Source organism: Pseudomonas putida (assembly GCF_004357765.1).
Classification (GTDB): Bacteria; Pseudomonadota; Gammaproteobacteria; order Pseudomonadales; family Pseudomonadaceae; genus Aquipseudomonas; species Aquipseudomonas putida_U.
Genome location: NZ_SMTE01000006.1, coordinates 87,736 through 111,942, shown reverse-complemented (window position 1 = coordinate 111,942; position 24,207 = coordinate 87,736). Strand labels below are relative to the sequence as shown.

At 64.5% G+C, this 24,207-nt stretch carries 17 protein-coding genes; 8 read left to right on the top strand and 9 right to left on the bottom strand.

What is annotated here, in order from left to right; genetic code table 11:
• Nucleotides 1–4 precede the first annotated feature (4 nt).
• On the bottom strand, nt 5–2,650 hold the full coding sequence (aceE, locus tag E2H86_RS10445; RefSeq protein ID WP_133327410.1) for a pyruvate dehydrogenase (acetyl-transferring), homodimeric type: 2,646 nt from the start codon (nt 2,648–2,650) through the stop codon (nt 5–7).
• A gap of 383 nt (nt 2,651–3,033) precedes the next feature.
• Here aceE and glnE point away from each other — a divergent pair, with 383 nt between their 5' ends.
• From glnE to E2H86_RS10405, 8 genes are all read left to right on the top strand, one after another.
• Nucleotides 3,034–5,967, top strand: a complete 2,934-nt coding sequence (gene glnE, locus E2H86_RS10440) for a bifunctional [glutamate--ammonia ligase]-adenylyl-L-tyrosine phosphorylase/[glutamate--ammonia-ligase] adenylyltransferase (protein ID WP_133327408.1) — start codon at nt 3,034–3,036, stop codon at nt 5,965–5,967.
• Between the two features lie 142 nt (nt 5,968–6,109).
• Nucleotides 6,110–7,159, top strand: a complete 1,050-nt coding sequence (waaF, locus tag E2H86_RS10435) for a lipopolysaccharide heptosyltransferase II (protein ID WP_133327406.1) — start codon at nt 6,110–6,112, stop codon at nt 7,157–7,159.
• Nucleotides 7,160–8,221, top strand: a complete 1,062-nt coding sequence (waaC, locus tag E2H86_RS10430; protein ID WP_133327404.1) for a lipopolysaccharide heptosyltransferase I — start codon at nt 7,160–7,162, stop codon at nt 8,219–8,221. It begins immediately after the preceding gene.
• Entirely contained in the window at nt 8,221–9,345 is a 1,125-nt protein-coding gene (locus E2H86_RS10425) for a glycosyltransferase family 4 protein (RefSeq protein ID WP_133327402.1), read from the top strand. Before waaC ends, E2H86_RS10425 begins: the two co-directional genes overlap by 1 nt.
• Nucleotides 9,342–10,148, top strand: a complete 807-nt coding sequence (gene rfaP, locus E2H86_RS10420) for a lipopolysaccharide core heptose(I) kinase RfaP (protein WP_133327400.1) — start codon at nt 9,342–9,344, stop codon at nt 10,146–10,148. Before E2H86_RS10425 ends, rfaP begins: the two co-directional genes overlap by 4 nt.
• The gene (locus E2H86_RS10415; protein WP_133327398.1) at nt 10,148–10,882 is read left to right on the top strand and encodes a lipopolysaccharide kinase InaA family protein; all 735 of its coding nucleotides are present in this window, start codon (nt 10,148–10,150) and stop codon (nt 10,880–10,882) included. The genes rfaP and E2H86_RS10415 overlap by 1 nt, the downstream gene beginning before the upstream one ends.
• Nucleotides 10,879–11,631: a lipopolysaccharide kinase InaA family protein gene (locus tag E2H86_RS10410; protein WP_133327396.1), complete on the top strand. Its 753-nt coding sequence runs from the start codon at nt 10,879–10,881 to the stop codon at nt 11,629–11,631. Before E2H86_RS10415 ends, E2H86_RS10410 begins: the two co-directional genes overlap by 4 nt.
• Nucleotides 11,631–13,073 (top strand): lipopolysaccharide kinase InaA family protein, encoded by a 1,443-nt coding sequence (locus tag E2H86_RS10405; RefSeq protein ID WP_133327394.1) that lies wholly within the window; start codon nt 11,631–11,633, stop codon nt 13,071–13,073. The genes E2H86_RS10410 and E2H86_RS10405 overlap by 1 nt, the downstream gene beginning before the upstream one ends.
• On the opposite strand, the gene E2H86_RS10400 is transcribed toward E2H86_RS10405, so the two are convergent.
• The 8 genes from E2H86_RS10400 to E2H86_RS10370 form a co-directional block, all read right to left on the bottom strand.
• Complete coding sequence (locus tag E2H86_RS10400) at nt 13,034–15,853, bottom strand: dermonecrotic toxin domain-containing protein (RefSeq protein WP_133327392.1); 2,820 nt, start codon at nt 15,851–15,853, stop codon at nt 13,034–13,036. The genes E2H86_RS10405 and E2H86_RS10400 overlap by 40 nt on opposite strands.
• Before the next feature lie 70 nt (nt 15,854–15,923).
• The gene (locus tag E2H86_RS25950) at nt 15,924–16,100 is read right to left on the bottom strand and encodes a hypothetical protein (protein WP_165976054.1); all 177 of its coding nucleotides are present in this window, start codon (nt 16,098–16,100) and stop codon (nt 15,924–15,926) included.
• The gene (locus tag E2H86_RS10395) at nt 16,097–17,209 is read right to left on the bottom strand and encodes a PepSY-associated TM helix domain-containing protein (RefSeq protein ID WP_133327390.1); all 1,113 of its coding nucleotides are present in this window, start codon (nt 17,207–17,209) and stop codon (nt 16,097–16,099) included. The genes E2H86_RS25950 and E2H86_RS10395 overlap by 4 nt, the downstream gene beginning before the upstream one ends.
• A gap of 56 nt (nt 17,210–17,265) precedes the next feature.
• Complete coding sequence (locus E2H86_RS10390; protein WP_133327388.1) at nt 17,266–19,698, bottom strand: TonB-dependent siderophore receptor; 2,433 nt, start codon at nt 19,696–19,698, stop codon at nt 17,266–17,268.
• Between the two features lie 163 nt (nt 19,699–19,861).
• Nucleotides 19,862–20,818, bottom strand: coding sequence for a FecR domain-containing protein (locus tag E2H86_RS10385; protein WP_133327386.1), 957 nt, complete (start codon nt 20,816–20,818; stop codon nt 19,862–19,864).
• The gene (locus tag E2H86_RS10380) at nt 20,815–21,333 is read right to left on the bottom strand and encodes an RNA polymerase sigma factor (protein WP_133327384.1); all 519 of its coding nucleotides are present in this window, start codon (nt 21,331–21,333) and stop codon (nt 20,815–20,817) included. The genes E2H86_RS10385 and E2H86_RS10380 overlap by 4 nt, the downstream gene beginning before the upstream one ends.
• 169 nt (nt 21,334–21,502) lie before the next feature.
• A complete protein-coding gene (locus tag E2H86_RS10375; protein WP_133327382.1) occupies nt 21,503–22,213 on the bottom strand; it encodes a 3'-5' exonuclease in 711 nt (236 codons plus the stop codon).
• Complete coding sequence (locus E2H86_RS10370; protein ID WP_133327380.1) at nt 22,210–24,147, bottom strand: DUF294 nucleotidyltransferase-like domain-containing protein; 1,938 nt, start codon at nt 24,145–24,147, stop codon at nt 22,210–22,212. Before E2H86_RS10370 ends, E2H86_RS10375 begins: the two co-directional genes overlap by 4 nt.
• Between the last annotated feature and the right edge of the window lie 60 nt (nt 24,148–24,207).

Genomic DNA, 24,207 nt, shown 5'->3' with positions numbered 1-24,207 from the left:
CTCCTCAGCAGTCCAGTGGGTTGCGCTTGTCCGGGTCGATGCCGAACTTGACGATGGCGTCAGCCACAACCTTGGGTTCGATCTCGCCACGGTCAGCCAGGGCTTCCAGGGCAGCCAGCACCACGAAGTGGCGGTCGACTTCGAAGAAGTGACGCAGCTTCTTGCGGCTGTCGCTGCGGCCGTAGCCGTCGGTACCCAAGACCTTGAACTCTTTGCTCGGCACCCACTGGCGGATCTGCTCGGCGAACAGCTTCATGTAGTCGGTGGAGGCGATGACCGGACCTTTGCGACCGTTCAAGCACTGCTCGACGTAGGTCTGCTCTGGCTTCTGGCCAGGCTTGAGGCGGTTGGCGCGTTCCACGGCCAGGCCGTCGCGACGCAATTCGTTGAAGCTGGTGACGCTCCACACGTCGGCACCGACGTTGAACTCTTCACGCAGGATCTTCGCCGCTTCGCGAACCTCGCGCAGAATGGTGCCGGAGCCCATCAGCTGTACGTGGTGCGCGGCTTCGCGGGTGTCTTCTTCGAGCAGGTACATGCCCTTGATGATGCCTTCCTCGACACCGGCCGGCATGGCTGGCTGCTGGTAGGACTCGTTCATCACGGTGATGTAGTAGAAGATGTCCTGTTGCTCTTCGGTCATCTTCTTCATGCCGTCCTGGATGATCACCGCCAGCTCGTAGCCGTAGGTCGGATCATAGGTGCGGCAGTTCGGGATGGTGCCCGCCATCATGTGGCTGTGGCCGTCCTCGTGCTGCAGGCCTTCACCGTTGAGGGTGGTACGGCCGGCGGTACCGCCGATCAGGAAACCACGGGTACGGCTGTCGCCAGCGGCCCAAGCCAGGTCGCCGATACGCTGGAAGCCGAACATCGAGTAGAAGATGTAGAACGGCAGCATCGGCTGGTTGTGGCAGCTGTACGAGGTGCCGGCAGCGATGAACGACGACATGGCGCCGGCTTCGTTGATGCCTTCCTCGAGGATCTGGCCCTTCTTGTCTTCGCGGTAGAACATCACCTGATCCTTGTCGACCGGCTCGTAGAGCTGGCCCACGGACGAGTAGATGCCCAACTGGCGGAACATGCCTTCCATACCGAAGGTACGGGCTTCGTCCGGAATGATCGGAACGATGCGCTGGCCGATTTCCTTGTCCTTGACCAGCTGCGCCAGGATGCGCACGAAGGCCATGGTGGTGGAGATTTCGCGGTCGCCCGAGCCATCCAGGATCGCCTTGAGCGTTTCCAGTGGCGGGGTCGGCACGCTGAAGCTCTTGGCGCGACGCTGCGGCACGAAGCCACCCAGGGCGCTGCGGCGCTCGGCCAGGTACTTGGCTTCGGCGGAGCCTTCTTCCGGGCGGAAGAACGGCAGATTTTCCAGGTCGGCATCCTTGACCGGGATGTCGAAGCGGTCACGGAAGTGACGCAGGCTGTCGACGTCGACCTTCTTGGTGTTGTGCGCGGTGTTCTTGGCTTCGCCGGCCCCGGTACCGTAACCCTTGATGGTCTTGGCCAGGATGACGGTCGGCTGATCCTTGTGGTTCACAGCCTGGTGATAAGCCGCGTAGACCTTGTACGGGTCGTGGCCGCCACGGTTGAGCTTCCAGATCTCGTCGTCGGACAGGTCTTCGACCATGGCCTTGAGCTCTGGGGTGTTGAAGAAGTGCTCACGGACGTACGCACCGTCCTTGGCCTTGTAGTTCTGGTATTCGCCGTCGATGACTTCGTCCATGCGACGCTGCAGGGCGCCGTTGGTGTCCTTGGCGAACAGTGGGTCCCAGAAGCGGCCCCAGACGACCTTGTTGACGTTCCAGCCACCGCCACGGAACACGCCTTCGAGTTCCTGGATGATCTTGCCGTTGCCGCGTACCGGGCCGTCGAGGCGCTGCAGGTTGCAGTTGATGACGAAGATCAGGTTGTCCAGCTTCTCGCGGCCGGCCAGGGCGATCGCGCCCAGGGATTCCGGTTCGTCGCACTCGCCGTCGCCCATGAAGCACCAGACCTTCTGCTTGCCGGCCGGGATGAAGCCACGGGCTTCGAGGTACTTCATGAAACGGGCCTGGTAGATCGCCTGGATCGGGCCCAGACCCATGGAAACGGTCGGGAACTGCCAGAAGTCAGGCATCAGCCAAGGGTGTGGGTACGACGACAGGCCGTTGCCGTCCACTTCCTGGCGGAAGTTGTTCATCTGGTCTTCGCTGATGCGGCCTTCCATGAAGGCACGAGCGTAAACGCCAGGCGAGGCGTGGCCCTGGAAGAAGATCAGGTCGCCGCCGTGTTCTTCGGTCGGCGCCTGGAAGAAGTAGTTGAAGCCGATGTCGTACAGGGTGGCACTGGAGGCGAAGCTGGAAATGTGTCCGCCCAGGTCCGAGTCTTTCAGGTTGGTACGCATGACCATGGCCAGGGCGTTCCAACGTACCATCGAGCGAATGCGGCGTTCCATGAACAGGTCGCCAGGCATGCGTGCTTCGTGGGTGACAGGGATGGTGTTGCGGTACGGCGTGGTGATGGCATACGGCAGCTGCGAGCCACTGCGGGTGGCCAGCTCGCCCATACGGGTCATCAGGTAATGAGCGCGGTCTTCGCCTTCTTTGTCGAGGACCGACTCCAGGGCATCCAGCCATTCCTGGGTTTCGATTGGATCGAGGTCTTGCATGGCTTGCTCCAGGGCGGAAAGGCCACCAGAATCGGGGGCCTGAGTTTGCGACTGGCCTTATGGGCAGACGTCGTGAATTCTTGGATTACCGGGGTGTGATCCGGCGCCGTGTAGTTTTACTACAAATGCTTTCGCATTTCATGCTTTTACCCTGTTGGGGTAGTAGTAAAACTACAGAAATGCGACGTTCGGTCGCACCTTGGCTTGTGAGGAAAAACGTTCATGTTGGTTGGCGTTGTGTTGCGAACGGGTGATTCTTGATGTTTCTTGCCAATGTTTCGTTTTTTTCAGCTATTTCCAACTTTTGTACGACAGTCCAACCGTGGTCGAGCATCCCCTTGGCCGCTTCCACCCCTCACTTTCTCGCCGATCAAGGATAGTCCATGCGCCTGCCTTTGCCGCTCGATCTGCCCGCTACCCTGCAACCGCTGGTCGCCCGTAACCAGCAGTTCCTGCACGACGCCGTGGCTGCCCATCCAGAAATCGATCTGAAGACTTGGAGCCCTGTGCACCGGCAACAGTTCGATCAGGTCGCCGCGGCCAGCGAGTTCGTGCTCGACCAGGCCCAGCGCGAACCGGCACAGCTCTGCGCGTTGCTGGCCAGTGGCGAGCTCGACCGCCGCTATGCCCCCGGCGAACTGCGCGGACACGTTGCCCAAGCGGCCCAGGCGGCGCAGAGCGAAGACGAGCTGGCGCGCAACCTGCGACGTGAGCGCAATCGCCAGCAGCTACGGATCATCTGGCGCGACATCACCCGCCAGGCCGAGCTGGGTGAAACCTGCCAGGACCTTTCCGATCTCGCCGATGCCGCCATCGACGAGGCCTATCAATGGCTGTACCCGCGTCATTGCCAGCAGTTCGGCACGCCGATCGGCAATCGCAGCGGCCTGCCCCAGCACATGGTGGTGCTGGGCATGGGCAAGCTGGGCGCAGTGGAATTGAACCTGTCATCCGACATCGACCTCATCTTCGCCTTTCCCGAGGGCGGCGAAACCGAAGGGGTCAAGCGTTCGCTGGATAACCAGGAGTTCTTCACCCGGCTGGGCCAGCGTCTGATCAAGGCACTGGACCCCGTCACCGTCGACGGCTTCGTGTTCCGCGTCGACATGCGCTTGCGCCCCTACGGCTCGTCCGGCGCCCTGGTGCTCAGCTTCAATGCGCTGGAGCACTATTACCAGGATCAGGGCCGCGACTGGGAACGCTACGCGATGATCAAGGCGCGGGTGGTCGCCGGCGATCAGGCCAGTGGCGCGCAACTGCTGGAGATGTTGCGCCCGTTCGTCTACCGGCGTTATCTGGACTTCTCCGCGATCGAGGCGCTGCGCACCATGAAGCACCTGATCCAGCAAGAGGTGCGACGCAAGGGCATGGCCGACAACATCAAGCTCGGCGCTGGGGGTATCCGTGAGGTCGAGTTCATCGCTCAGGCTTTTCAGTTGATCCACGGCGGGCGTGACCTGAGCCTGCAGCAGCGGCCTTTGCTCAAGGTCCTGGCCACCCTGGAAGGCCAGGGCTACCTGCCCCCTGCGGTGGTGCAGGAACTGCGCGAAGGGTATGAGTTCCTGCGCTATACCGAGCATGCCATCCAGGCCATCGCCGACCGCCAGACGCAGATGCTGCCCGAGGGCGAAACCGATCGGGCGCGGGTCGCGTACATCCTCGGCTTCACCGATTGGCAGACCTTCCATGACCAACTGATGCATTGGCGTGGTCGGGTTGACTGGCATTTCCGCCAGGTCATCGCCGACCCGGACGAAGAGGAAGGCGAGGGCGAGCTGGTGGTGGGTGGCGAATGGTCGCCGCTGTGGGAGCAGGCCCAGGATGAGGATGCGGCCGGTCGTCAGCTCGAAGAAGCCGGCTTCCGCCAGCCGGCCGAGGCCCTGCGGCGTTTGGCCGGCCTGCGCGCCAGCCCGCAGCTGCGCTCGATGCAACGCATTGGTCGTGAGCGTCTGGATGCCTTCATTCCCCGACTGCTGGCCCAGGCCGTCGAGCACGACAACCCGGATCTGGTCCTGGAGCGTGTGCTGCCGCTGGTCGAAGCGGTGGCACGGCGTTCGGCCTATCTGGTGCTGCTCACCGAGAACCCGGGCGCTTTGCGCCAACTGCTGACCCTGTGTGCGGCGAGCCCATGGATCGCCGAACAGATCGCCCGTTACCCGCTGTTGCTCGACGAGTTGCTCAACGAAGGACGTCTGTTCAGCCCGCCATTGGCCCCGGAACTGGCCGCCGAGCTGCGTGAGCGCTTGACGCGCATTCCTGAGGACGACCTCGAACAGCAGATGGAAGCCCTGCGCCATTTCAAGCTCGCCCATAGCCTGCGCGTGGCCGCTTCGGAGATCAGCGGCAACCTGCCCTTGATGAAGGTCAGTGACTACCTGACCTGGCTCGCCGAAGCCATCCTCGACCAGGTACTGGCCCTGGCCTGGCGCCAGACCGTGGCCCGCCACGGTCAGCCCAAACGCAGCGATGGCAGTCTGTGCGACCCGGGCTTCATCATCATCGGCTATGGCAAGGTGGGCGGGTTGGAGCTGGGCCACGGTTCGGACCTGGACCTGGTGTTCATCCATGATGGCGACCCACAGGCCGAGACCGATGGCGCCAAGCCCATCGACAGCGCGCAGTTCTTCACCCGTCTGGGGCAACGCATCATCCACCTGCTGACCACCCAGACCAACTCCGGCCAGCTCTACGACGTCGACATGCGCCTGCGCCCTTCCGGTGCTTCGGGGCTGCTGGTCAGTTCGCTGGGGGCGTTCGAGCGCTACCAGCAGAACGAGGCCTGGACCTGGGAGCACCAGGCCCTGGTGCGGGCCCGGGTGCTGGTCGGCTGCAAGCAGGTGGCGGCGGCTTTCGAAGGCGTGCGCGCCAAGGTGTTGGGCCGCGCACGCGACCTGGTCGGGCTGCGCACCGAGGTGAGCGAGATGCGCGCCAAGATGCGCGACAACCTCGGGACCAAAGCGACCGCCGCCGGCACTGCCGGCAACGCCTTCGATGCCGGGATGCCCTTCGATATCAAGCAGGATGCCGGCGGTATCGTCGATATCGAATTTATGGTGCAATACGCCGCCTTGGCCTGGTCCCACGACCACCCTGCCATCCTGCGCTGGACCGATAACATCCGGATCCTCGAGGAACTCGAGCAGGCAGGCCTGATGCCGGCCAGCGACGCAGTCCTGTTGCGCGAGGTGTACAAGGCGTTCCGTTCGGCGTCGCACCGCCAGGCTTTGCAGAAGCAGGCCGGGGTGATCGATGCGGCGCAGTTCGCCGCTGAGCGCCGCGAAGTGAGGCGGATCTGGGGAGAACTCGGGTTGGCCTGATAGCGAGCTCGTCCGCGAATGGGCCCTGGTGAACAGCTTCAGACCCTGAGTGTTACACTGTCCGCCACATAGCCTGAATATAAAGAGGGGAGGCCAGGCTGTAATGCAGCCTGCAGCCTCCCCGACCGTTTCTGGACCAAGCATGAGAATACTGATCATTGGCCCCAGCTGGGTCGGCGACATGGTGATGGCGCAGACCCTGTTCCAGTGCCTGAAACAGCAGCACCCCGACTGCGTGATCGACGTCCTGGCTCCCGAGTGGAGCCGGCCGATCCTCGAGCGCATGCCCGAGGTGCGCCAAGCCCTGAGCTTTCCGCTCGGCCACGGTGCGCTGGAGCTGGCCACGCGGCGGCGCATCGGCAAATCCCTGGCCGGCCAGTACGACCAGGCCATCCTGCTGCCCAACTCGCTCAAGTCGGCGCTGGTGCCGTTCTTCGCCGGTATCCCCAAGCGCACCGGCTGGCGCGGTGAAATGCGCTTCGGCCTGCTCAACGACGTACGCAAGCTGGACAAGGCCCGCTACCCGCTGATGATCGAGCGTTTCATGGCCCTGGCCTACGCGCCGGATGCCGAACTGCCGCAACCCTACCCGCGTCCGAGCCTGCGCATCGAGCCGCAGAGCCGCGATGCCGCCCTGGCCAAGTTTGGTCTGGAGCTGGACCGGCCGGTGCTGGCGCTGTGCCCGGGAGCCGAGTTCGGCGAGGCCAAGCGCTGGCCGGCCGAGCACTACGCCGAGGTGGCCGATGCCCTGATTCGCCAGGGCTGGCAGGTGTGGTTGTTCGGCTCGAAGAACGACCATCCGGTCGGCGAGCAGATCCGCGACCGGTTGATCCCAGGGTTGCGTGAAGAGTCCTGCAACCTGGCCGGCGAGACCTCGCTGGCCGAGGCCATCGACCTGATGTCCTGCGCCGCTGCCGTGGTGAGCAACGACTCCGGCCTGATGCACGTGGCCGCCGCGCTCAACAGGCCGCTGGTGGCGGTCTACGGGTCGACCTCGCCGGGCTTCACCCCGCCGCTGGCCGAGCAGGTCGAGGTCGTACGCACCGGCATCGAGTGCAGCCCGTGTTTCGACCGCACCTGCCGGTTCGGCCACTACAACTGCCTGCGCCTGCTCGACCCGGGCATGGTCATCGCCGCGCTCACGCGCCTGAGCGGGCCGGAGTTGATCGATACCGTGACCGAGGTCGACTAAGTGCGGGTACTGATCATCAAGACCTCGTCGCTGGGCGACGTCATTCACACCCTGCCGGCCCTTACCGATGCGGCCCACGCGATTCCCGGGATCCGCTTCGACTGGGTGGTGGAAGAAGGCTTCGCCGAAATCCCCAGCTGGCACCCGGCGGTCGATCAGGTCATTCCGGTGGCGATCCGTCGTTGGCGCAAGAACCTCTGGCAGACCTTCAAGAGCGGCGAGTGGAAAGCGTTCAAGCAGCGTCTGCGCGAGCGTAAGTACGACCTGGTGATCGATGCCCAGGGCCTGGTCAAATCAGCCTGGCTGACCCGCTACGTCAAGGCACCGGTGGCCGGCCTGGATCGCTATTCGGCCCGCGAAGGCTGGGCCAGCCGCTTCTATGATCGGCGCCTGTCGGTCGCGGTCGGGCAACATGCCGTGGAGCGCGTGCGTCAGCTGTTCGCCATGGCCCTGGCCTACGACCTGCCCGAGGGTCTGGGCAACTACGGGCTCGACCTCGACCGCCTGCAACTGCCGCCCGCCGCGCCCTACGTGGTGTTCCTGCATGGCACTACCTGGGCCACCAAGCACTGGCCCGAGGCCTATTGGCGCGAACTGGCCGAACGCATGGGTCGGCGCAAGCTGCAGGTGTGCCTGCCGTGGGGCAACCCGGCCGAGAAGGCCCGGGCCGAGCGTATCGCCCAAGGCTTGAACAACTGCCAGGTACTCCCCAAATTGAACCTGGCCGGGGTGGCCCGCGTGTTAGCCGCAGCCAAGGCTTGCGTGGCCGTTGATACCGGGCTGGGCCACCTGGCCGCGGCGCTCGACGTGCCGACCATTTCCCTGTTCGGCCCGACCAATCCAGGCCTGACCGGGGCCTATGGCCGCACGCAGATCCACCAGGCCAGCGACTGGCCGCCTTGCGCCCCTTGCCTGCAAAAGAAATGCACTTATAAACCGAGCGCCGACGACCTGCGCCGGTTCGATATCAAACGCGAGTGGCCGTTGTGCTTCACTCGCCTGAATCCCGAGCATGTGGCGAGCCGCCTGAGCGCGCTGCTGCTGGCTGAGGATGTTCGTTGATGCAACTGGCTTTCGTGCTTTACAAATATTTCCCCTTCGGTGGCCTGCAGCGCGATTTCATGCGTATTGCCCTGGAGTGCCAGAAGCGTGGCCATCAGATCCGTGTGTATACGCTGATCTGGGAAGGCGACGTGCCGCCGGGCTTCGAGGTGCTGGTGGCGCCGGTCAAGGCGTTGTTCAACCACCGCCGCAACGAAAAGCTCAGTGCCTGGATGGCTGCCGACCTGGCCAAGCGCCCGGTCGACCGACTGATCGGCTTCAACAAGATGCCTGGGCTGGACGTGTACTACGCCGCCGACGGTTGCTTCGAGGACAAGGCCCAGACCCTGCGCGGCGGTCTGTACCGCCGTTGGGGCCGCTACCGGCACTTCGCCGAGTACGAGCGCGCCGTGTTCGCCAAGGATGCTCACACCGAGGTGCTGATGATTTCCGAGGTGCAGCAACCGCTGTTCATCAAGCACTACGGCACTCCGGTGGAGCGCTTTCACCTGCTGCCGCCGGGCATTTCCCAGGACCGCCGCGCGCCGGCCAACGCCGCCGAGATCCGTGCCGAGTTCCGCAAGGAGTTCGGCCTCGGCGATGACGACCTGCTGTTGGTGCAGATCGGCTCGGGATTCAAGACCAAAGGCGTCGACCGCAGCCTCAAGGCCCTGGCCGCCCTGCCTTCGGCCCTGCGCAAGCGTACCCGGCTGATGGTCATCGGCCAGGACGATCCCAAGGTGTTCCAGCTGCAGAGCGCTACCCTGGGCTTGGGCGAGCAGGTGCAGTTCCTCAAGGGGCGCAGCGATATCCCGCGCTTCCTGCTCGGTGCCGATCTGCTGATCCACCCGGCCTACAACGAAAACACCGGTACCGTGCTGCTCGAAGCCCTGGTGGCCGGGTTGCCGGTGCTGGTGTCGAAGGTGTGCGGCTACGCCCACTACATCGCCGAGGCCGACAGCGGCCTGGTGCTGGACGAGCCGTTCGAGCAAGAGCAGCTCAATGATTACCTGCAACGCATGCTCGAAGACCCGCAAGCCCGTGCCGACTGGGCGCGCAACGGCCTGGCGTTCGCCGACACCGCCGACCTCTACAGCATGCCGCAGCATGCCGCCGACGTGATCCTCGGGAAGGTGAGCGCATGAAGCTGATCCTGGCCGAGCCATTCAAGCGCCTGTGGGCCAAACGCGATGCCTTCGAGGCGGTCGAGGCCCTGCAGGGCGAGGTGTACCGCGAGCTGGAAGGGCGCCGCACGTTGCGCACCGAGGTCGACGGTAAAGGCTACTTCGTGAAGATCCACCGTGGCATCGGTTGGGGCGAGATCTTCAAGAACCTGTTCACTGCCAAACTGCCGGTACTCGGTGCCGGCCAGGAATGGCGCGCTATCCAGCGTCTGCACGAAGTGGGCGTACCGACCATGACCGCGGTGGCCTATGGCGAGCGCGGCAGTGATCCGGCTCGGCAGCACTCGTTCATCGTCACCGAAGAGCTGGCGCCGACCATCAGCCTGGAGGACTACAGCCTCGACTGGGTCAGGCAGCCACCCGCGCCTCGCCTGAAATGGGCGCTGATCGCCGAAGTGGCGAAAATGACCGGCGGCATGCACCGCGCCGGGGTCAACCACCGCGATTGCTACATCTGCCATTTCCTGCTGCACACCGATCGTCCGGTGACGCCGGAAGACTTCAAGCTGTCGGTGATCGACCTGCATCGTGCCCAGACCCGGGCGACAATCAGCCGCCGTTGGCGGGACAAGGACCTGGCCGCACTGTACTTCTCGGCGCTGGACATCGGTCTGACACGGCGGGACAAACTGCGCTTTTTGCGCGGCTACTTCCAGCGTCCACTGCGCCAGGTGCTCGCCGACGAAGCGGCACTGCTCGCCTGGCTCGAACGCAAGGCGCAGAAACTCTACGATCGCAAGCAACGCTATGGGGATGCACTCTGATGGCGGGTTGGACACTGGCGCCGGGTTACGAACATCTGGCGGCGGACTTCGGTAGCCTCGACGCGGTATTCGCCGTCGAGGGCGAACGCCTGACGCGCGACCCGCTGAGCGAGGTCGTGCGGGTCGAGCGGGACGGGGTCAATTATTACGTCAAGCGCTACACCGGCGCTGGCAAGCACATGCGCCGTTACCTGGGCCGGCCGCGGATCAAAGCCGAATGGCAGAACCTCAAGCAGTTCGCCAAATGGCAGATCCCCACTGCCGAAGTGGTAGCCTGGGGCCTGGAGCGCAACGGCCTGGCATTCGGCCGCGGGGCCATGGTCACCCGCGAACTGCCACGCACCGAAGACCTGCAAGAGCTGGCCAAGCGCAACGATCCGCGCCTGGCCGACCGCCATTGGGTCGACCATGTCAGCCGCCAATTGGCACGGCACACCCGGGTCATGCATGAGCACCGTTTCGCCCACAACGACTTGAAGTGGCGCAACCTGCTGGTCGACGACCAGGGCACGCTGTTCTTCATCGACTGCCCCACCGGCGACTTCTGGCGGGGATTCATGTGGCGCCACCGCCTGATCAAGGATCTGGCGTGCCTGGACAAGGTCGCCAAATACCACCTGTCGGCGACCCAGCGCCTGCGTTTCTATCTGCAGTACCGCCAGCACCAGCGTCTCGATGCCCGTGACAAGCGGCGTATCCGCCAGGTGCTGGGTTTCTTCGAGGGAAGGGAATGACCGATTACCTGGCCAGCGCCGACCTCGCGCTGCTGCAGCGCCATGGCCTGAACGACTTCGAGGCGTTATGGGCGCTGCAACTGGATGCCGTGGACGAACCCAACACCGGGCGTGGCGGTTGGAGCCAGGTGTTTCGCATGGAACTCGAAGGCAAGGGATATTACCTCAAGCGCCAGGCCAACTACCTGACCCGAACCCTGCACCGTCCCTTCGGCGAGCCGACGTTCGCCCGCGAGTTCCGCAACATCAGCCGTTACCAGAAGCTCGCGATCCCGGCTTTGCACGCGGTGTTCTATGGCGAGCGCAAGGAGGGCGGCGAGCACCGGGCGATCCTCATGACCCGCGCCCTGGATGGCTGGAGCGATCTGGACAGCCTGCTCAGGCAATGGCCGCAGTTCGATGCACCGACCCGCAACGCCATCCTGGTCGCCTGTGGCGGACTCGCCCGCACCCTGCACGCGGCCGGCCAGGTACACGGCTGCTTCTACCCCAAGCACATTTTTCTGCGTCAGCGCCGCGAGGGCTGGGACGCGCAACTGATCGACCTGGAAAAGACCCGACCGCTGCTGTTCGGCAAGCGTGACCGGCTCAAGGACCTGGAACCCCTGCTGCGCCGCGCCCGCGCCTGGAGCGAGGCGGATGTGCGCACGCTGTTGGCCGCCTACCTGGCGCAACCGGCCGAGAGCGCCCAGGTGGGCGCCTGGCTGCAACGCCTGACGCAACGCCGTCGTGAAAAAGAGGCCCGCTGATGCGTTTGTCTGAACTCAAGGATTTGGGCCGCAGCCCGGCGCTGCCGCTGTCCGTCACCCTCGCCGATGCCGCTGGCGACAGCGATCTGCAACTGCTCAGCCTGCTGCGTGTGTTGCCTGGCCAGCGCTACGTCGGTGCCGGGATCTGGCGTGGCACGCCAGTGCTGGCCAAGTTGCTGGTCGGCGGCAGTGCCCCGCGGCACTTCCAGCGCGAACTCGAAGGTGTGAAGCTGCTCGCTGAACAAGGCCTGACCACGCCGACGTTGTTGGCCGATGGGCTCAAGGAGGGCGAGGGTGGTTGGTTGCTGTTCGAGTTTCTCGACGGCGCCCAGAGCCTGGCCGATGCCTGGGCCGAGGTAGAGCGCCAGCCGGTGCTGTCCGACGCCCAGCACCTGGTACTGGGCGAGGCCCTCACCGCCGTAGCGCAGATGCACGCCAAGGGCCTGTGGCAGGAAGACCTGCACCTGGACAACCTGTTGCGTCATGGCGGCAAGTTGTACCTGATCGACGGCGCCGGCATCCGCGCCGAGACCCCTGGTCAGCAGTTGTCGCGCCCGCGTGTGCTGGAGAACCTTGGCGTGTTCTTCGCCCAGTTGCCTAAGCGCCTGGAGCCTTTCATCGAAGAGCTGCTGGTGCATTACCTGTTGGCCAACGCCGAGCATGCTTTGCCCTTGGAAGCCCTGCAGAAGCAGGTGGACAAGGTCCGCAGCTGGCGGCAGAAGGATTACCTGGAAAAAGCTGGCCGCGAATGCACGCTGTTCAGCGTGCAGCGCAGCTTGTCCGGCCTGCGCGCCATCGTGCGCGACGAGGTCGAGGCCATGTTGCCGGTGCTGGAGCAGGCCGATACCCTGATCGACAGCGGCCACCTGTACAAGACCGGTGGCGCGGCCAGTGTCGCACGCATCGAAGTCGACGGGCGCCCGCTGGTGCTCAAGCGCTACAACATCAAGAACACCGCTCATTGGTTCAAGCGCTTCTGGCGCCCGAGCCGGGCCTGGCATTCGTGGATCGAAGGCCACCGCCTGGCGTTCCTCGACATTGCCACGCCACGCCCGTTGGCGGTGCTGGAGCAGCGTGTGCTGGGATTGCGCAGCCGCGCCTACCTGGTCACCGAGTATCTCGATGGCCCCGACCTGGCGGCCTGCTTCGCGCCCTACGTGGACAACGGCGAGGCGCCCGAGGAGCAGGTCGACGCTCTGGTCCGGTTGATGCGCCAGCTGATCCGTGAACGCATCAGCCACGGCGATTTCAAGGGCCACAACCTGTTCTGGGTGGACGGGCAATGGTCGCTGATCGACCTGGATGCCATGTGCCAGCATGCGACCCAGCTGAGCTTCGCCCCGGCCTATGCCCGCGACCGGGCGCGGCTGCTGCGCAACTGGCCAGCGAGCAGCGCCTTGCATCAGCGGCTTGACCGACTGCTGCCACGGTTGTCGGAATAGCCGGCCGGTAGCGCCAGCCAGTCGCTACTGCGTCCTGGCTGGCGCACGCGGATTCGCCATTGCTCATCCTGCCAGCGAAGGATTGCCCAGGCCGGACCACGACGATTGGGTTGGCCTGGGATCAGCAGGTGGTAATGGTGTTCGAGCAGGTGAGCGCGCAAGGGTAGGGCATGGCCGCCAGCGCGCAGGTGCAGCTTGTCGTTACTGCGGTAGACACCGGGTGTGGAGGGTTCGGCTTCGCCCTGCGGTACCTCCTCCAGACGACAACCGTCCAGAAGCGCCGCAAGGTCCGGCAGGCCTTCGTACCACAGGACCGGTGAGTCGACGACCCATTCACCATCTTCGCGGCGTTTGACCGCCACCTTGGTGTAGGCATCGACCTGTTGTGGGTCGACGGCGCGCCAGCGGTAGCCATCGAACGCTACCTGGTAGTAGAACCCGGTGTTGTCCTGGATGTAGTAGTGGGTCAGGCCTGGGTAGGTCGACGGCTTTTCGAATACCCCTTCGCCATGGATGCCATCGATGCGGTAGCGCAGTTTGGCGGGATCGGGTTGGACCTTGTAGCTCGGCGGCAGCATCACCGGTGGTGTCGGTGGCATGGCGCGGATCGCCCGGCGCACCACGGTTGAGCCGCTGATGCTGTTCAGGCCGTCGCCGGCGTGAGTGAACATCTCGACCAGATGGGCCAAGGCGCCGATCCGGTCATCCTCGTCCAGCGCCTGTACGCTATCCAGCGCGGAGATGGCTGCCCGGCCAAAGGCCAGGGGCGTCAGGGCGCGGTTGGGCAATATCAGGCTGACGATGTCGAGGATGACCCACAGCGCCCGCAGGCTGGCATGGCCCAGCAGTTCCAGGCGGGTGTTGGTACTGGCATCCACGGCCGCGATGACCGCACGCACTTCGGCCAGGTAACAGGCGTGCAGGAAGTTGCCGGTAATTTCCGGGGTGGTCAGTTCCCGTCCCAATCGCCCTTTGGTCAACAGGGTTTGCAGTGTGCTGCGCTTGGCCATGGGCAGGCGTTCGATCACGTAGTCGCGAAAGGCTGGCTTGTCGCGCAGCGAGCGTAGCAATTCGCGAACCGAGGCATATTCGCGCCAAGGCTTGCGGTCGGGCGCATCAGGGGCATACAGAAGGAAACGCTTGACCGTCGGCGTGTCGGTCGTGATCAGCAGAACGCCCTGAAGCGTCTGGTTGCTGATCAGCATTTGCCGCACCTGGATGCGGTTTTCCTGCACAAGGGGCCGCCATTGGCTGTCCGGAAAGTTCATGATCGCCCTGGCCCAGCGATAGCCGATTTGCCCAGGGCTGTACTTGAAGTGTCCGGCATAACGGCCTTTGGCTGCTTCGGCGTGCATGCGCGCGCGGTTGATGTTGGCATGCGCTTGCTGGCGCCACCGACCGGCAGCGGAGTCGATCAGGTGGGTGCGCAGAAAACGTGGGTAGCTCGCCCCAGTATCCAGTTCGCGCACCAGCTTCTTCGCCTGTGCCGCGCTGAGCTCGGGCAACGCGCTGCCGTCTGCCTGGTGAACACGTGCGGTCAGCCAGTAGTCCACGTCCAGCCAGGCGACGTTGAGCAATGCCAGTTGTTCCAGGCTGTAGGTGCGAGGTACGAGCTCGACCGTCCCACCCACCCGATCACGGCTGGCCACAGGCACGTAGCTGTTCGGCAGCGAGGGATGGAGTACCGGTCCGACCTGGCGCGCCATGGTCACGCTGATCAGCACGTGACGGGGGTCGATGTCGAGCAGGTGCTGCTGGCGTAACGCCTGGCGTAGGCGTTCTCGGGTCCATACCTGCAAGCTATTTTGCTCGAGAAACTCGTGGTGGCGGGGAATACCCGGTGCAGCGGCCCGCTCGATGCTGATCACCAGTTCCTGGATGGTCTGCATGATATGCGTCAGAGCCTGCGGCGAGGCGCGCTTGAGCCAGGCGGGCGAGTGCTTTTCCAGCAGCAGAGCGTAACGTGTGGGCAATACCGCCCTGCTGGTGGTGGCCTCGAGCAGGTCTGCGGCGCGGCGCAGGCGTGCAGCGAATTCCTCCTGGGCGCTCGTCTGTGCTGGCTCGGGGTGGATCTGCCAGCAGTCGGCCAGGCGCCTTTGCTGGGCATCGAGCAGGTCTTGAACCTGCGACTGCAGCAAGTCATCGGTCAGCCAGTCATAGCGCAGGCGTTCGGCATTGTGCGCACAGCTCTGATCGTCGGTACGGACGAACAGCCGTAGCAAGGGCAGGCTTTGCAGTGGGTCGTCGAGCCGCTCGCAGAGCTCCCGGTGCAGTGCCGACAGGTCGCTGAACGCTTCGATACCGTGGGAGAGGCTGCACAGCAAGGCTCGGCCGCGGGCCTGGCCGTGGTTCAGCAACTGACCGGGCGGGCCGCCTTCCACGATCACCACTACACCGGGTATATGGCCCCGCCAATTGGGGCGGGTGATATCCAGCAAGGGTCGGTACAGTTGTGGGCGTGTCGCAGCGGGCAGTACTTGCCGCTGCCAGGACAGCGGTTTGTCCAGACAGGTTTCGAGTAGTTGGGCATGGGCAGGTTCGAGTGTCTGGTCGGCCATGCGCAGCTCGATCTCGGCGCGCAATTGCTGGCCCCGCAGCTGGATCAGGCGCGCTTTGCGGTTTTCGCCGGTGCTGTCCGGCGCATTCCAGTAATCGGCCAGGTCACCGAAGAAGCGTTGCCGGGCCTGCCAGGAGGGCAGCGCGCGGTCGTGTGCCGGAAAGCCGGAGAGCAGTTGGATGATGGGGGCGTCCAGGGACTTGAGACGCTGCAAGGGGGTCATGGGCATGCTCCTGTTGGGCGGGCCAGGAGCATGGTCGTTACGGCAGGCCTCGGTGTGGCAGCGGGTTACCTCACCTGCGGTACAGCCCGCGCAGGCCGAGTATGGCGGGTATGCCCAGGCCCAGCCAGGCGAGCGCGTCCCAGAGCCCGTCGCCGAGCAGCGCGGCGAACAGTCCCGCCGCGCCGAGCGCCGCGATCGCGCACGGCCAGAGGAAGATGCGCCAGGTAGCGCGTGACCGGTGGCTCATGGGCGCACCTCCCGGACCTTGCGTTGCTTGCCCCACCACAGGTACAGGCCACTGCCGAGCACGATGATGGTCAGCACATCGAGCACGGCCCAGAGAATCTGCATCGGTCGCCCGCCGTAGTCACCGAAGTGCAGAGGCTGTGACAGCCCCATGGCATCCATGTACCAGGGCCGATCGCCGACGGCGGTGACCGCCAGGGTGCGCGCATCGATCAGCACCGGGGTGAGCAAATGCGAGGTCAGGTGCGTGGCGCCTTTCATGAACACGGCATAGTGGTGCTCGCTGGAAAAGCGTGTGCCGGGGAAGGCGATGAAGTCCGGGCGCATGCCGGGGGCGGCCTGTTCGGCGATGTCCAGTAGCCGTGTCGCCGGGGCCCGTTCGGTGAGCGGGGGGGCGTCACGGTAGGGCGCGACCATCGCGGCCAGGCTGTCGTTGCGCCAGGCGGCGATGACCAGGTCCGATAGCGCGCTGATCACGCCGGTGACGCCTACGGTCAGGGCCCAGGCCAAGGTCACCACGCCGATCAGGTTGTGCAGGTCGAGCCAGCGCAGGCGCGTCGATTTGTCGTTACGTACCGTGGCGAAGTCCAGGCGGCGCATGAACGGGGCGTAGAGCACCGTTCCGGAAACGATGGCGACCACGAACAACAGGCCCATGAACGCCAACAATAGTTTGCCGGGCAGGCCGGCGAACATGTCCACGTGCAGGCGCAGCATGATCATCATGAAGCCGCCATTGGCGGCAGGCATGGCCACGGCTTCTCCGGTACGGGCATCGAGCATGAAGGTGTGCGACGAATTGGGTTCGGTGCCGGCGGTGGCTGCGGTGATGGCGATCACACCGTTGCGTTCGTCCTCGTCGTAGCCGAAGTATTGCATCACTTCGCCTGGGCGGTGCTGCTCGGCTTTGAGCACCAGTTGTTGCAGGTCGAGGTGCGGCGTGCCAGCGGGCATTTCGCGCAGTTCAGGAGCGTCGCCGAGCAGGTGTTCGAGTTCGTGGTGGAAGATCAGCGGCAAGCCGGTGAGCGCCAGCAGGAGCAGGAACGCGGTGCAGACCAGGCTGCTCCACGTGTGGACCTGCGACCAGCGGCGGATGGTTGGGCTTTTCATCAGAGTTCCGTTGCTTGTTTGTCGGAAGCCTGGGCCGCACAGCGGCCCGTGCTCAGTCAGAACTTGTAGGTGGCGCTGGCCACGACGCTGCGCGCATCGCCGTAGTAGCAGTAGAAAGCGTCACAGGTCGAAAGGTATTCCTTGTCGAACAGGTTGGTGGCGTTGACCGCCACCGAGGCACCCTTCAGGCTGTTATCCAGACGCCCCAGGTCATAGTGCACGGATGCGTCGAACACGGTGTAGGCATTGGCCTTCCCCAGGTAGGTGTTGGCCTGGTCGCCGTAGGTGTTGCCGGTATAGCGCGCACCGCCGCCGATGCCGAAGCCGTCGAGCCAGCCGCTGTGCCACGTGTAGTCGGCCCACAGCGAGGCCTGCTGGTTGGGCATCAGTTGCAGGCGGTTGCCTTTGTACAGGCCATCCTGCACTTCGGACTTGGCCAAGGTATAGGCGGCGATCAGCTTCAGGTTGTCGGTGACATCGGACACGGCCTCCAACTCCAGGCCGTGCACTTTCACTTCGCCGGTCTGGCTGGTGACTGTAACGCCGCCGACGTTGTTGGTGACCGAAACGTTCTTCTGGGTCAGGTCATAGATCGCTGCCGAGAGCAGCGTGTTGGAGCCCGGTGGCTGGTACTTGATACCCAGCTCCCACTGCTCGCCCTCGGTAGGCTTGAACGATTGGGTTGCCGAGGCGGTTGCATTGAGTGTCGGTTGGAACGACTCGGCATACGAAAGGTACGGAACCAGACCGGAGTCGAACACGTAGCTGATGGCCGCGTTAGCGCTGAACTTCTTGTCACGCTCAGTGTTGGTGGCGTCGTTGTCGTTGAAGAACTTGGTGCCGGTGTGCACCCAGTCCTCACGCCCACCCAAGGTCAGGCGCCAGTTGCCCAGCGCCATCTGGTCCTGGATGTAGACGCCGGTCTGGCGGGTCTTCTGGTTGTAGTCATAGAAGGCGTCGGCGCGATCCGGTCGGCTGATCGGCAAGCCATAGACCGGGTCGTTGACGTTGCTCGGCGGCACCGTGAAGTCGAAGATCGACAGGTAGTTGGTATTGATGCGCTGGTGGTCCAGGCCGATCAGGAGTGTATGGGTAACGTCACCGGTGGCGAAGTCGGCCTGGAAGTTGTTGTCCACGGCAAACTGGCTGATGTCTTCATCGGTGTTGGTGGACAAACGGCTGACGGTGCCATCGTCCTGCACCGGCGGGGTGATCGGGTTGTAGCTGCCGGGGGTGATGGTTTGGAACGCCAGGTCCGACTTGGTGTAGCGCAGATTCTGGCGGAACTGCCAGACGTCATTGAATCGGTGTTCGAAGGCATAACCCAACGCATAGTAGGTACGGTCGTAGAACTCGTAGTCCGGATCGCCCAGGTTCTTGTGGCGGGAGATCTTGCCGAACGGCATGTCGATCTTGGTGCCCTGGATAGGCCGGAACTGGCTGGTAGCGCCGGTATCGTCGCGGGTGAACTGGGTCAGCAGGGTCAGCGAGGTGTCGTCGTCGATGTTCCAGGTCAGGCTTGGCGCGATGTTGTAGCGCTTGTCGTCGATGTGGTCGATTTGCGTGCCGCCATCGCGGATCACGCCACTCACGCCATACAGGAACTGGCCTTGATCATCGATCTTGCCGGTGCTGGCGAAGTTGATCTGGCGGTGATTGTCACTGCCGTACTGCAGCTGGATTTCATGGGCGCTTTCGGCCTGGGGGCGACGGCTGACCATGTCCAGCAGACCGCCCGGTGGGGTCTGGCCGTAGAGCGAGGAAGCCGGGCCGCGCAACAGGGCCAGGCGGTCGAGGTTCCAGGTCTCGGGCTTGGGGTTGGCATAGACGCCGCGGGGCAACGGCAGGCCGTCGAGATAATGGGTCGGCTCGAAGCCGCGTACGCGCATCCAGTCATAGCGGGTGTCGCTGCCGAAGCTGGCGGAGACGATCCCCGGCATGTAGCGCACGGCATCGTCGAGGCTATGCACACCCCGGTCGCTCATCTGCTCACGGGTGGCCACCGAGATCGAACGGGGGACTTCGACCAGGGCGGTGTCGGTCTTGGTGCCAGCAGCAGTGCGCTTGGCGACGTAGCCTTCGACCGGGCCCCAGGCCGTTTCGTAGGCCGCGTCGGCATTGATCGCGGTTTCCGGCAGGGCCAAGGCGCCATCGGGCACCGCCACCAGGCTATAGCTGCCCGCATTGCTCAGCTGTAGCTGTAGCCCGGTGCCGCGCAGGGCAGCGCCCAGAGCGCCTACGCCGTCGTACTGGCCATTGACCGGGGCCGAGGTTAGCCCGCTGACCAGTGCCGGATCGATAGCCAGGGCGATACCCGACTGGCTGGCGATCTGGTTCAACGTGCTGGCCAACGGTGCGCTTGGCAGGTCGTAGCGCTGCGCCGTGGACGGTTCGGCAGCGAACACCGCGGCAGCGGCAAGCGGGTTAGCTAAACCGATGGCCAAGGCCAAGAGGCTAGGGCGAAGCAAACGATCAACAGCGTGGGACATGCAACGGCTCCTCGACGGATAAGTGCTAGTTGCTTCCTTGCCGAGCGAGATTCGAAAAGTGACAGGGGTATACGAAAAAAAGTGAGAACAATTCAGATTAGTAGTTTGCCTGCGCCGGCCACGTCGCCGGCGAGGTGCCTCCTGCCAGGGCAAGCAGGCTTGCTTATTTGGGGACTACCGTGACCCACCACGGTGTGTGCTGTTCGATCTTCACCGGCAGCGCCGGCACCAGCGAAGCCAGGGCCAGATCGGTGTTGGTCAGGGGGAAGCTGCCGGTCACGCGCAGGTCGGCGACCTCGTCGGCGACCCCAAGGTGGCCCCTGCGGTACTGGCCCAGTCGCGCCAGCAAATCGCCCAGGCGCACGTTGTCCACTACCAGCATGCCACGGGTCCAGGCGTCTGCACCGGTGGCAACCTGGCTGGTTTCGCCGAGGCCATTGGCATTCATCAGCACCTGCTGACCGGCCTGCACTACGCGCTCGTCGCCGCTGTTGCGCGGCATCGCCGCGACCGACGATTGCAGCACTTCCAGGCGCGTGCCCTGGTCTTCGCGGCGTACCAGGAAACGTGTGCCCAACGGGCGCAGGCGGCCGTCGTCGGTGCGCACCAGCAGCGGGCGAGGATCGGCATGGCCGGTCTCTACCGAGATTTCGCCCTGGTGCAGGACGAGTACCCGTTGCTCGCCGGCGTAGTCGATGTCCACGGCGGTGTGGCTGTTCAGACTCAGCAGGGTACCGTCTTCCAGACGCAAGGTGCGCAGTTCGCCGGTGGCGGTGCGCTGGTCGGCCAGCCAATAGCTGGGCGACAGCGAGGGAGCGCCGAGCCAGGCCAGCAGCGAGCCGAGCAGGAACATGCCGGCCAGCCCGCCACCGACCTTGCCGACACGGCGGCGCAACCCCACCCGCGATTGTTGCAAGGCCTGGCGTGCCGGACCGGCAGCGGCGCTGACGCGCTGGTCGAGGGCACCCAGTTGGCGCCAGGCGCGGGCATGCTCTTCGCTGGCGGCGTGCCAGCGCATGAATTCGCCGCGTTGGTCGGAGCCACCGTAGCCCTCTTCAAGGTTCATCTTCCAGGCGATGGCGGCTTCGAGGACCCTGGCCGATACCGGTGCGCCGTTCACGTCGGCTCCCCATAGAGCGCCACGTAGCACTGGCGCATGCCTTGGGCGATGTACTGACGCACGCGCGATACCGAAACGCCCAGGCGCTCGGCGATCTCGGCGTGGCCCATGCCATCCAGACGATTGTGCAAAAACGCCGCGCGGGCCTTGCTGGACAGCTTGCCGAGCAGGCGATCGATGGCCTTGAGGTCTTCGAGGATCAGTTGCTGTTGTTCGGGAGAAGGATGCTCGGCTTCGGGCAGGCGCGCCAATTCAGTCAGGTAGGCCTGTTCCAGCGCGCTGCGACGGAAGTGGTCGAACAGTAGCCCCTTGGCCACGGCGGCGAGGAAGGCACGGGGTTCGCGTGGGGCGTCCAACTGGTCGCGGCCGAGCAGGCGGACGAAGGTATCCTGGCTGAGGTCTTCGGCACGTTGGCGGCAGGCCAGGCTGCGTTGCAGCCAGGCGAGCAGCCAGCCGCGATGGTCGCGGTACAGCGAGCCGACCAGTTCGGCATGTGGGCTGTGGGCAGAAGACACGCAGCGTCCCCCCGGAACGAATGCATTAACTAACGATAATTATTCGCGATTGTTGCAGAGGCGGGGGGCGGGTGCAATGGACGCTTGTCTGAATGGAGTGGGGTGGGGGATGTCTTGAGGGTTGTGGTGCGGTCGAGATCGAGCGCGGCCATCCCTGAACCGTGCCCCCCTATAACCCATGCCCTTGGACCTTACGCCGTCGCCACCCACGCAACCGCTGCTCCAGTTGCAAGGGGCTGTCGAGCTGCTGGCGGCGCGCCTGGCTGAACAGGATCAGGGCCAGCTCGGCGGTGACCTGGGCATCGGCGCTGGCATGGTGGCGATCATCCACCTGGAGGCCGAAGCGCGCCACCCAGTCGTCCAGGCTGGCCTCGCGCAGCACCGTATCGGGGTTGAGCATCGGTGCCAGCTCGGCAACGTCGAACCAGGGTTGCTGCAACCGCCAACCCAGACTTTGCTTCAAAGCCCGGGCCAACATGCGCTGATCGAACCCGGCATGGAAGGCCAGCAGTGGGCTGTCGCCGATGAATTCGAGCAGATCGAGCAGCGCTTCGGCCGGGTCGCAGCCAGCGGCCAGTGCACTTGGGCCGAGGCCGTGGATCAGCGTGCTGGCGTTGGCTTTCTGGCTCGGGCGGTGCAAGGTCCGCTCGAACTGCTGGGCAAAGTCGATGGCGCCGTCGGCGATGGCCACGGCGCCGATCGACAGCACCTGGTCGCGATGCGGGTTGAGGCCGCTGGTCTCCAGGTCGAGCACCACCCAGCGCTGTTCGCGCAGCGAGCAGACGCCCAGCGGCGCCGGTTTGGGCAACCGCTCCAGGCGCTGACGTAGGGACAAGCCCAGAGCCGGTGTGCTGGGGCGTAGCCAGGCGAACAGGTTCATAGCTGGTACCGCAGTGCCAGGTTGCTCTGCAGGCGCTGGGCCTGGCGCAGGGATTCCCGCAGGATGCGCCGGTCCAGGTGGTTGAGGCTGTCGGGATCGAGGCGGTTGGAGTACGGCAGGTTGTCGCGCGTCTGGCGCTGGTGTTGCTGCATGCGCGTCTGCTGGATGAAGTGGTAGGCCTCTTCGTAGGCGGCGCCATCGAGGCCATCGATCACCCCGTTGGCGACCAGTTGGCGCAGGCGTTCGAGGGTATTGCAGGCGCCAATGCCGTTGGCCAGGGCCAGCAGCCTGGCGCCATCGACGAAGGGCGTCAGGCCCTGCACCTTGAGATCGAGGGTGGCGGTCTTGTCATTGCCCTGGCGCGTCAGGACGAAATCACGCAGGCGGCCGACCGGAGGGCGCTGGCGCAAAGCATTTTCCGCCATCATCCGCTGGAACAGCCGATTGTCGGCGACTTGCTGCAACAGACTCTGGCGCAGCTGTTCGCAACCCTGTTCGTCGCCCCAGACCACCCGCAGGTCGAAATAGATGCTCGAACCGAGCAGGTTTTCCGGGCTGGCCTCGCGGATGAAGCCGGCGAAGCGCCGTGCCCATTCGCTGCGCGACAGGCACAGGTCGGGATTGCCAGCCATGACGTTGCCCTTGCACAGGGTGAAGCCACACTGCGCCAGGGATTGGTTGATGTACTGCGCCAACGGCAGCAGGCGGGCACGAATGGCCTCGGCTTGCTGACTGTCCTGGGCCTCGAACAGGATGCCGTTGTCCTGATCGGTGTGCAGGGTCTGCTCGCGGCGGCCTTCGCTGCCGAAACACAGCCAGGTGAACGGTACGCCGGGGTCGCCACGCTCGGCCAAAGCCAACTCGATCACCCGGCAGACCGTGTGGTCGTTGAGCAGGGTGATGATCTGGGTGATTTGCGTGGAAGAGGCGCCATGGGCCAGCATGCGTTCGACCAACTGGCCGATCTCGCCGCGCAGCGATACCAATGTCTCCAGGCGGGGGGCATGGCGGATGGTGCGTGCCAGGTGCACCAGGTCGACCCGCTGCAGCGAGAACAGGTCGCGCTCGGAGACCACGCCGCACAGACGCTGGTTTTCCACCAGGCAGACGTGGGCGATATGCCGCTCGGTCATCGCCATGGCGGCGTCGAAGGCGCTGGCGTGGGGACTGAGGAAGAACGGCTTGGCGGTCATGTGGCGGTCGATGGGCGCGCCCAGGTCGGCATCGGCGGACGCCACCACCTGGCGCAGATCGCGCAGGGTGAAGATTCCCAGCGGGAAGCGTTGTCGGTCGACGATGACGATGCTGCCGACCTGCTGCTCGTGCATCAACCGCACGGCTTCGCGCAGGGGGGTGTCCGGACTGCAGGCTACCGGATGGCGCATGGCCAGTTCACCCAATGGCGTGTTCAGCGAGTACTGGGTGCCGAGGGTTTCGACGGCGCGCTGACGCACCTGCTGGTTGACCTGGTCGAGCAGGCTGCTGACACCGCGGAGGGCGAAGTCGCGAAACGCCGCCGACAACGAGAATACGTGGATGAAAGCTGATTTGTTCAACTGCAGGCAAAACGTGTCCTCACCGGCCAGGTGTTCGGTACGGGTAGCACGCTCGCCCAGCAGCGCAGCCAGCGGGAAGCATTCGCCACTGGTGATCTCGAAGGTGGTTTCCATCCCCGGCTTGACCAAGTGCTGGCGCTCGCCCACGACGCGGCCCTGCTTGACGATGTAGAAGTGCTCCACCGGCCCGTCGGCGGGCCTGATGATGCTCTCGCCGCTGGCGTAGAAGCGCAGCTGGCACTGTTCAACCAGGTAGGCCAGATGGTTGTGCTCCATCTGGTTGAACGGGGGGAAGCGTTGCAGGAACTGCAGGGTGCCTTGGATGTTCTGCAGTACTGCGGTCCTGCCCGCCTGGCTATAGGCGTCCTTTTTGCTCATGAAACCGACCGTATCGCTACGCCGAACTATATATATCTATATATAGGTGCGGCCTTGTTG

Bases quoted from the DNA above. Each gene is read 5' to 3' on its own strand.
- E2H86_RS10390 (WP_133327388.1), bottom strand. From the start codon at position 19,698: ATGTCCCACGCTGTTGATCGTTTGCTTCGCCCTAGCCTCTTGGCCTTG.
- E2H86_RS10410 (WP_133327396.1), top strand. From the start codon at position 10,879: ATGACCGATTACCTGGCCAGCGCCGACCTCGCGCTGCTGCAGCGCCAT.
- glnE (WP_133327408.1), top strand. From the start codon at position 3,034: ATGCGCCTGCCTTTGCCGCTCGATCTGCCCGCTACCCTGCAACCGCTG.
- E2H86_RS10370 (WP_133327380.1), bottom strand. From the start codon at position 24,147: ATGAGCAAAAAGGACGCCTATAGCCAGGCGGGCAGGACCGCAGTACTG.
- waaF (WP_133327406.1), top strand. From the start codon at position 6,110: ATGAGAATACTGATCATTGGCCCCAGCTGGGTCGGCGACATGGTGATG.
- E2H86_RS10405 (WP_133327394.1), top strand. From the start codon at position 11,631: ATGCGTTTGTCTGAACTCAAGGATTTGGGCCGCAGCCCGGCGCTGCCG.
- E2H86_RS10400 (WP_133327392.1), bottom strand. From the start codon at position 15,853: ATGACCCCCTTGCAGCGTCTCAAGTCCCTGGACGCCCCCATCATCCAA.
- rfaP (WP_133327400.1), top strand. From the start codon at position 9,342: ATGAAGCTGATCCTGGCCGAGCCATTCAAGCGCCTGTGGGCCAAACGC.
- E2H86_RS10375 (WP_133327382.1), bottom strand. From the start codon at position 22,213: ATGAACCTGTTCGCCTGGCTACGCCCCAGCACACCGGCTCTGGGCTTG.
- E2H86_RS25950 (WP_165976054.1), bottom strand. From the start codon at position 16,100: ATGAGCCACCGGTCACGCGCTACCTGGCGCATCTTCCTCTGGCCGTGC.
- aceE (WP_133327410.1), bottom strand. From the start codon at position 2,650: ATGCAAGACCTCGATCCAATCGAAACCCAGGAATGGCTGGATGCCCTG.
- E2H86_RS10415 (WP_133327398.1), top strand. From the start codon at position 10,148: ATGGCGGGTTGGACACTGGCGCCGGGTTACGAACATCTGGCGGCGGAC.
- E2H86_RS10425 (WP_133327402.1), top strand. From the start codon at position 8,221: ATGCAACTGGCTTTCGTGCTTTACAAATATTTCCCCTTCGGTGGCCTG.
- E2H86_RS10395 (WP_133327390.1), bottom strand. From the start codon at position 17,209: ATGAAAAGCCCAACCATCCGCCGCTGGTCGCAGGTCCACACGTGGAGC.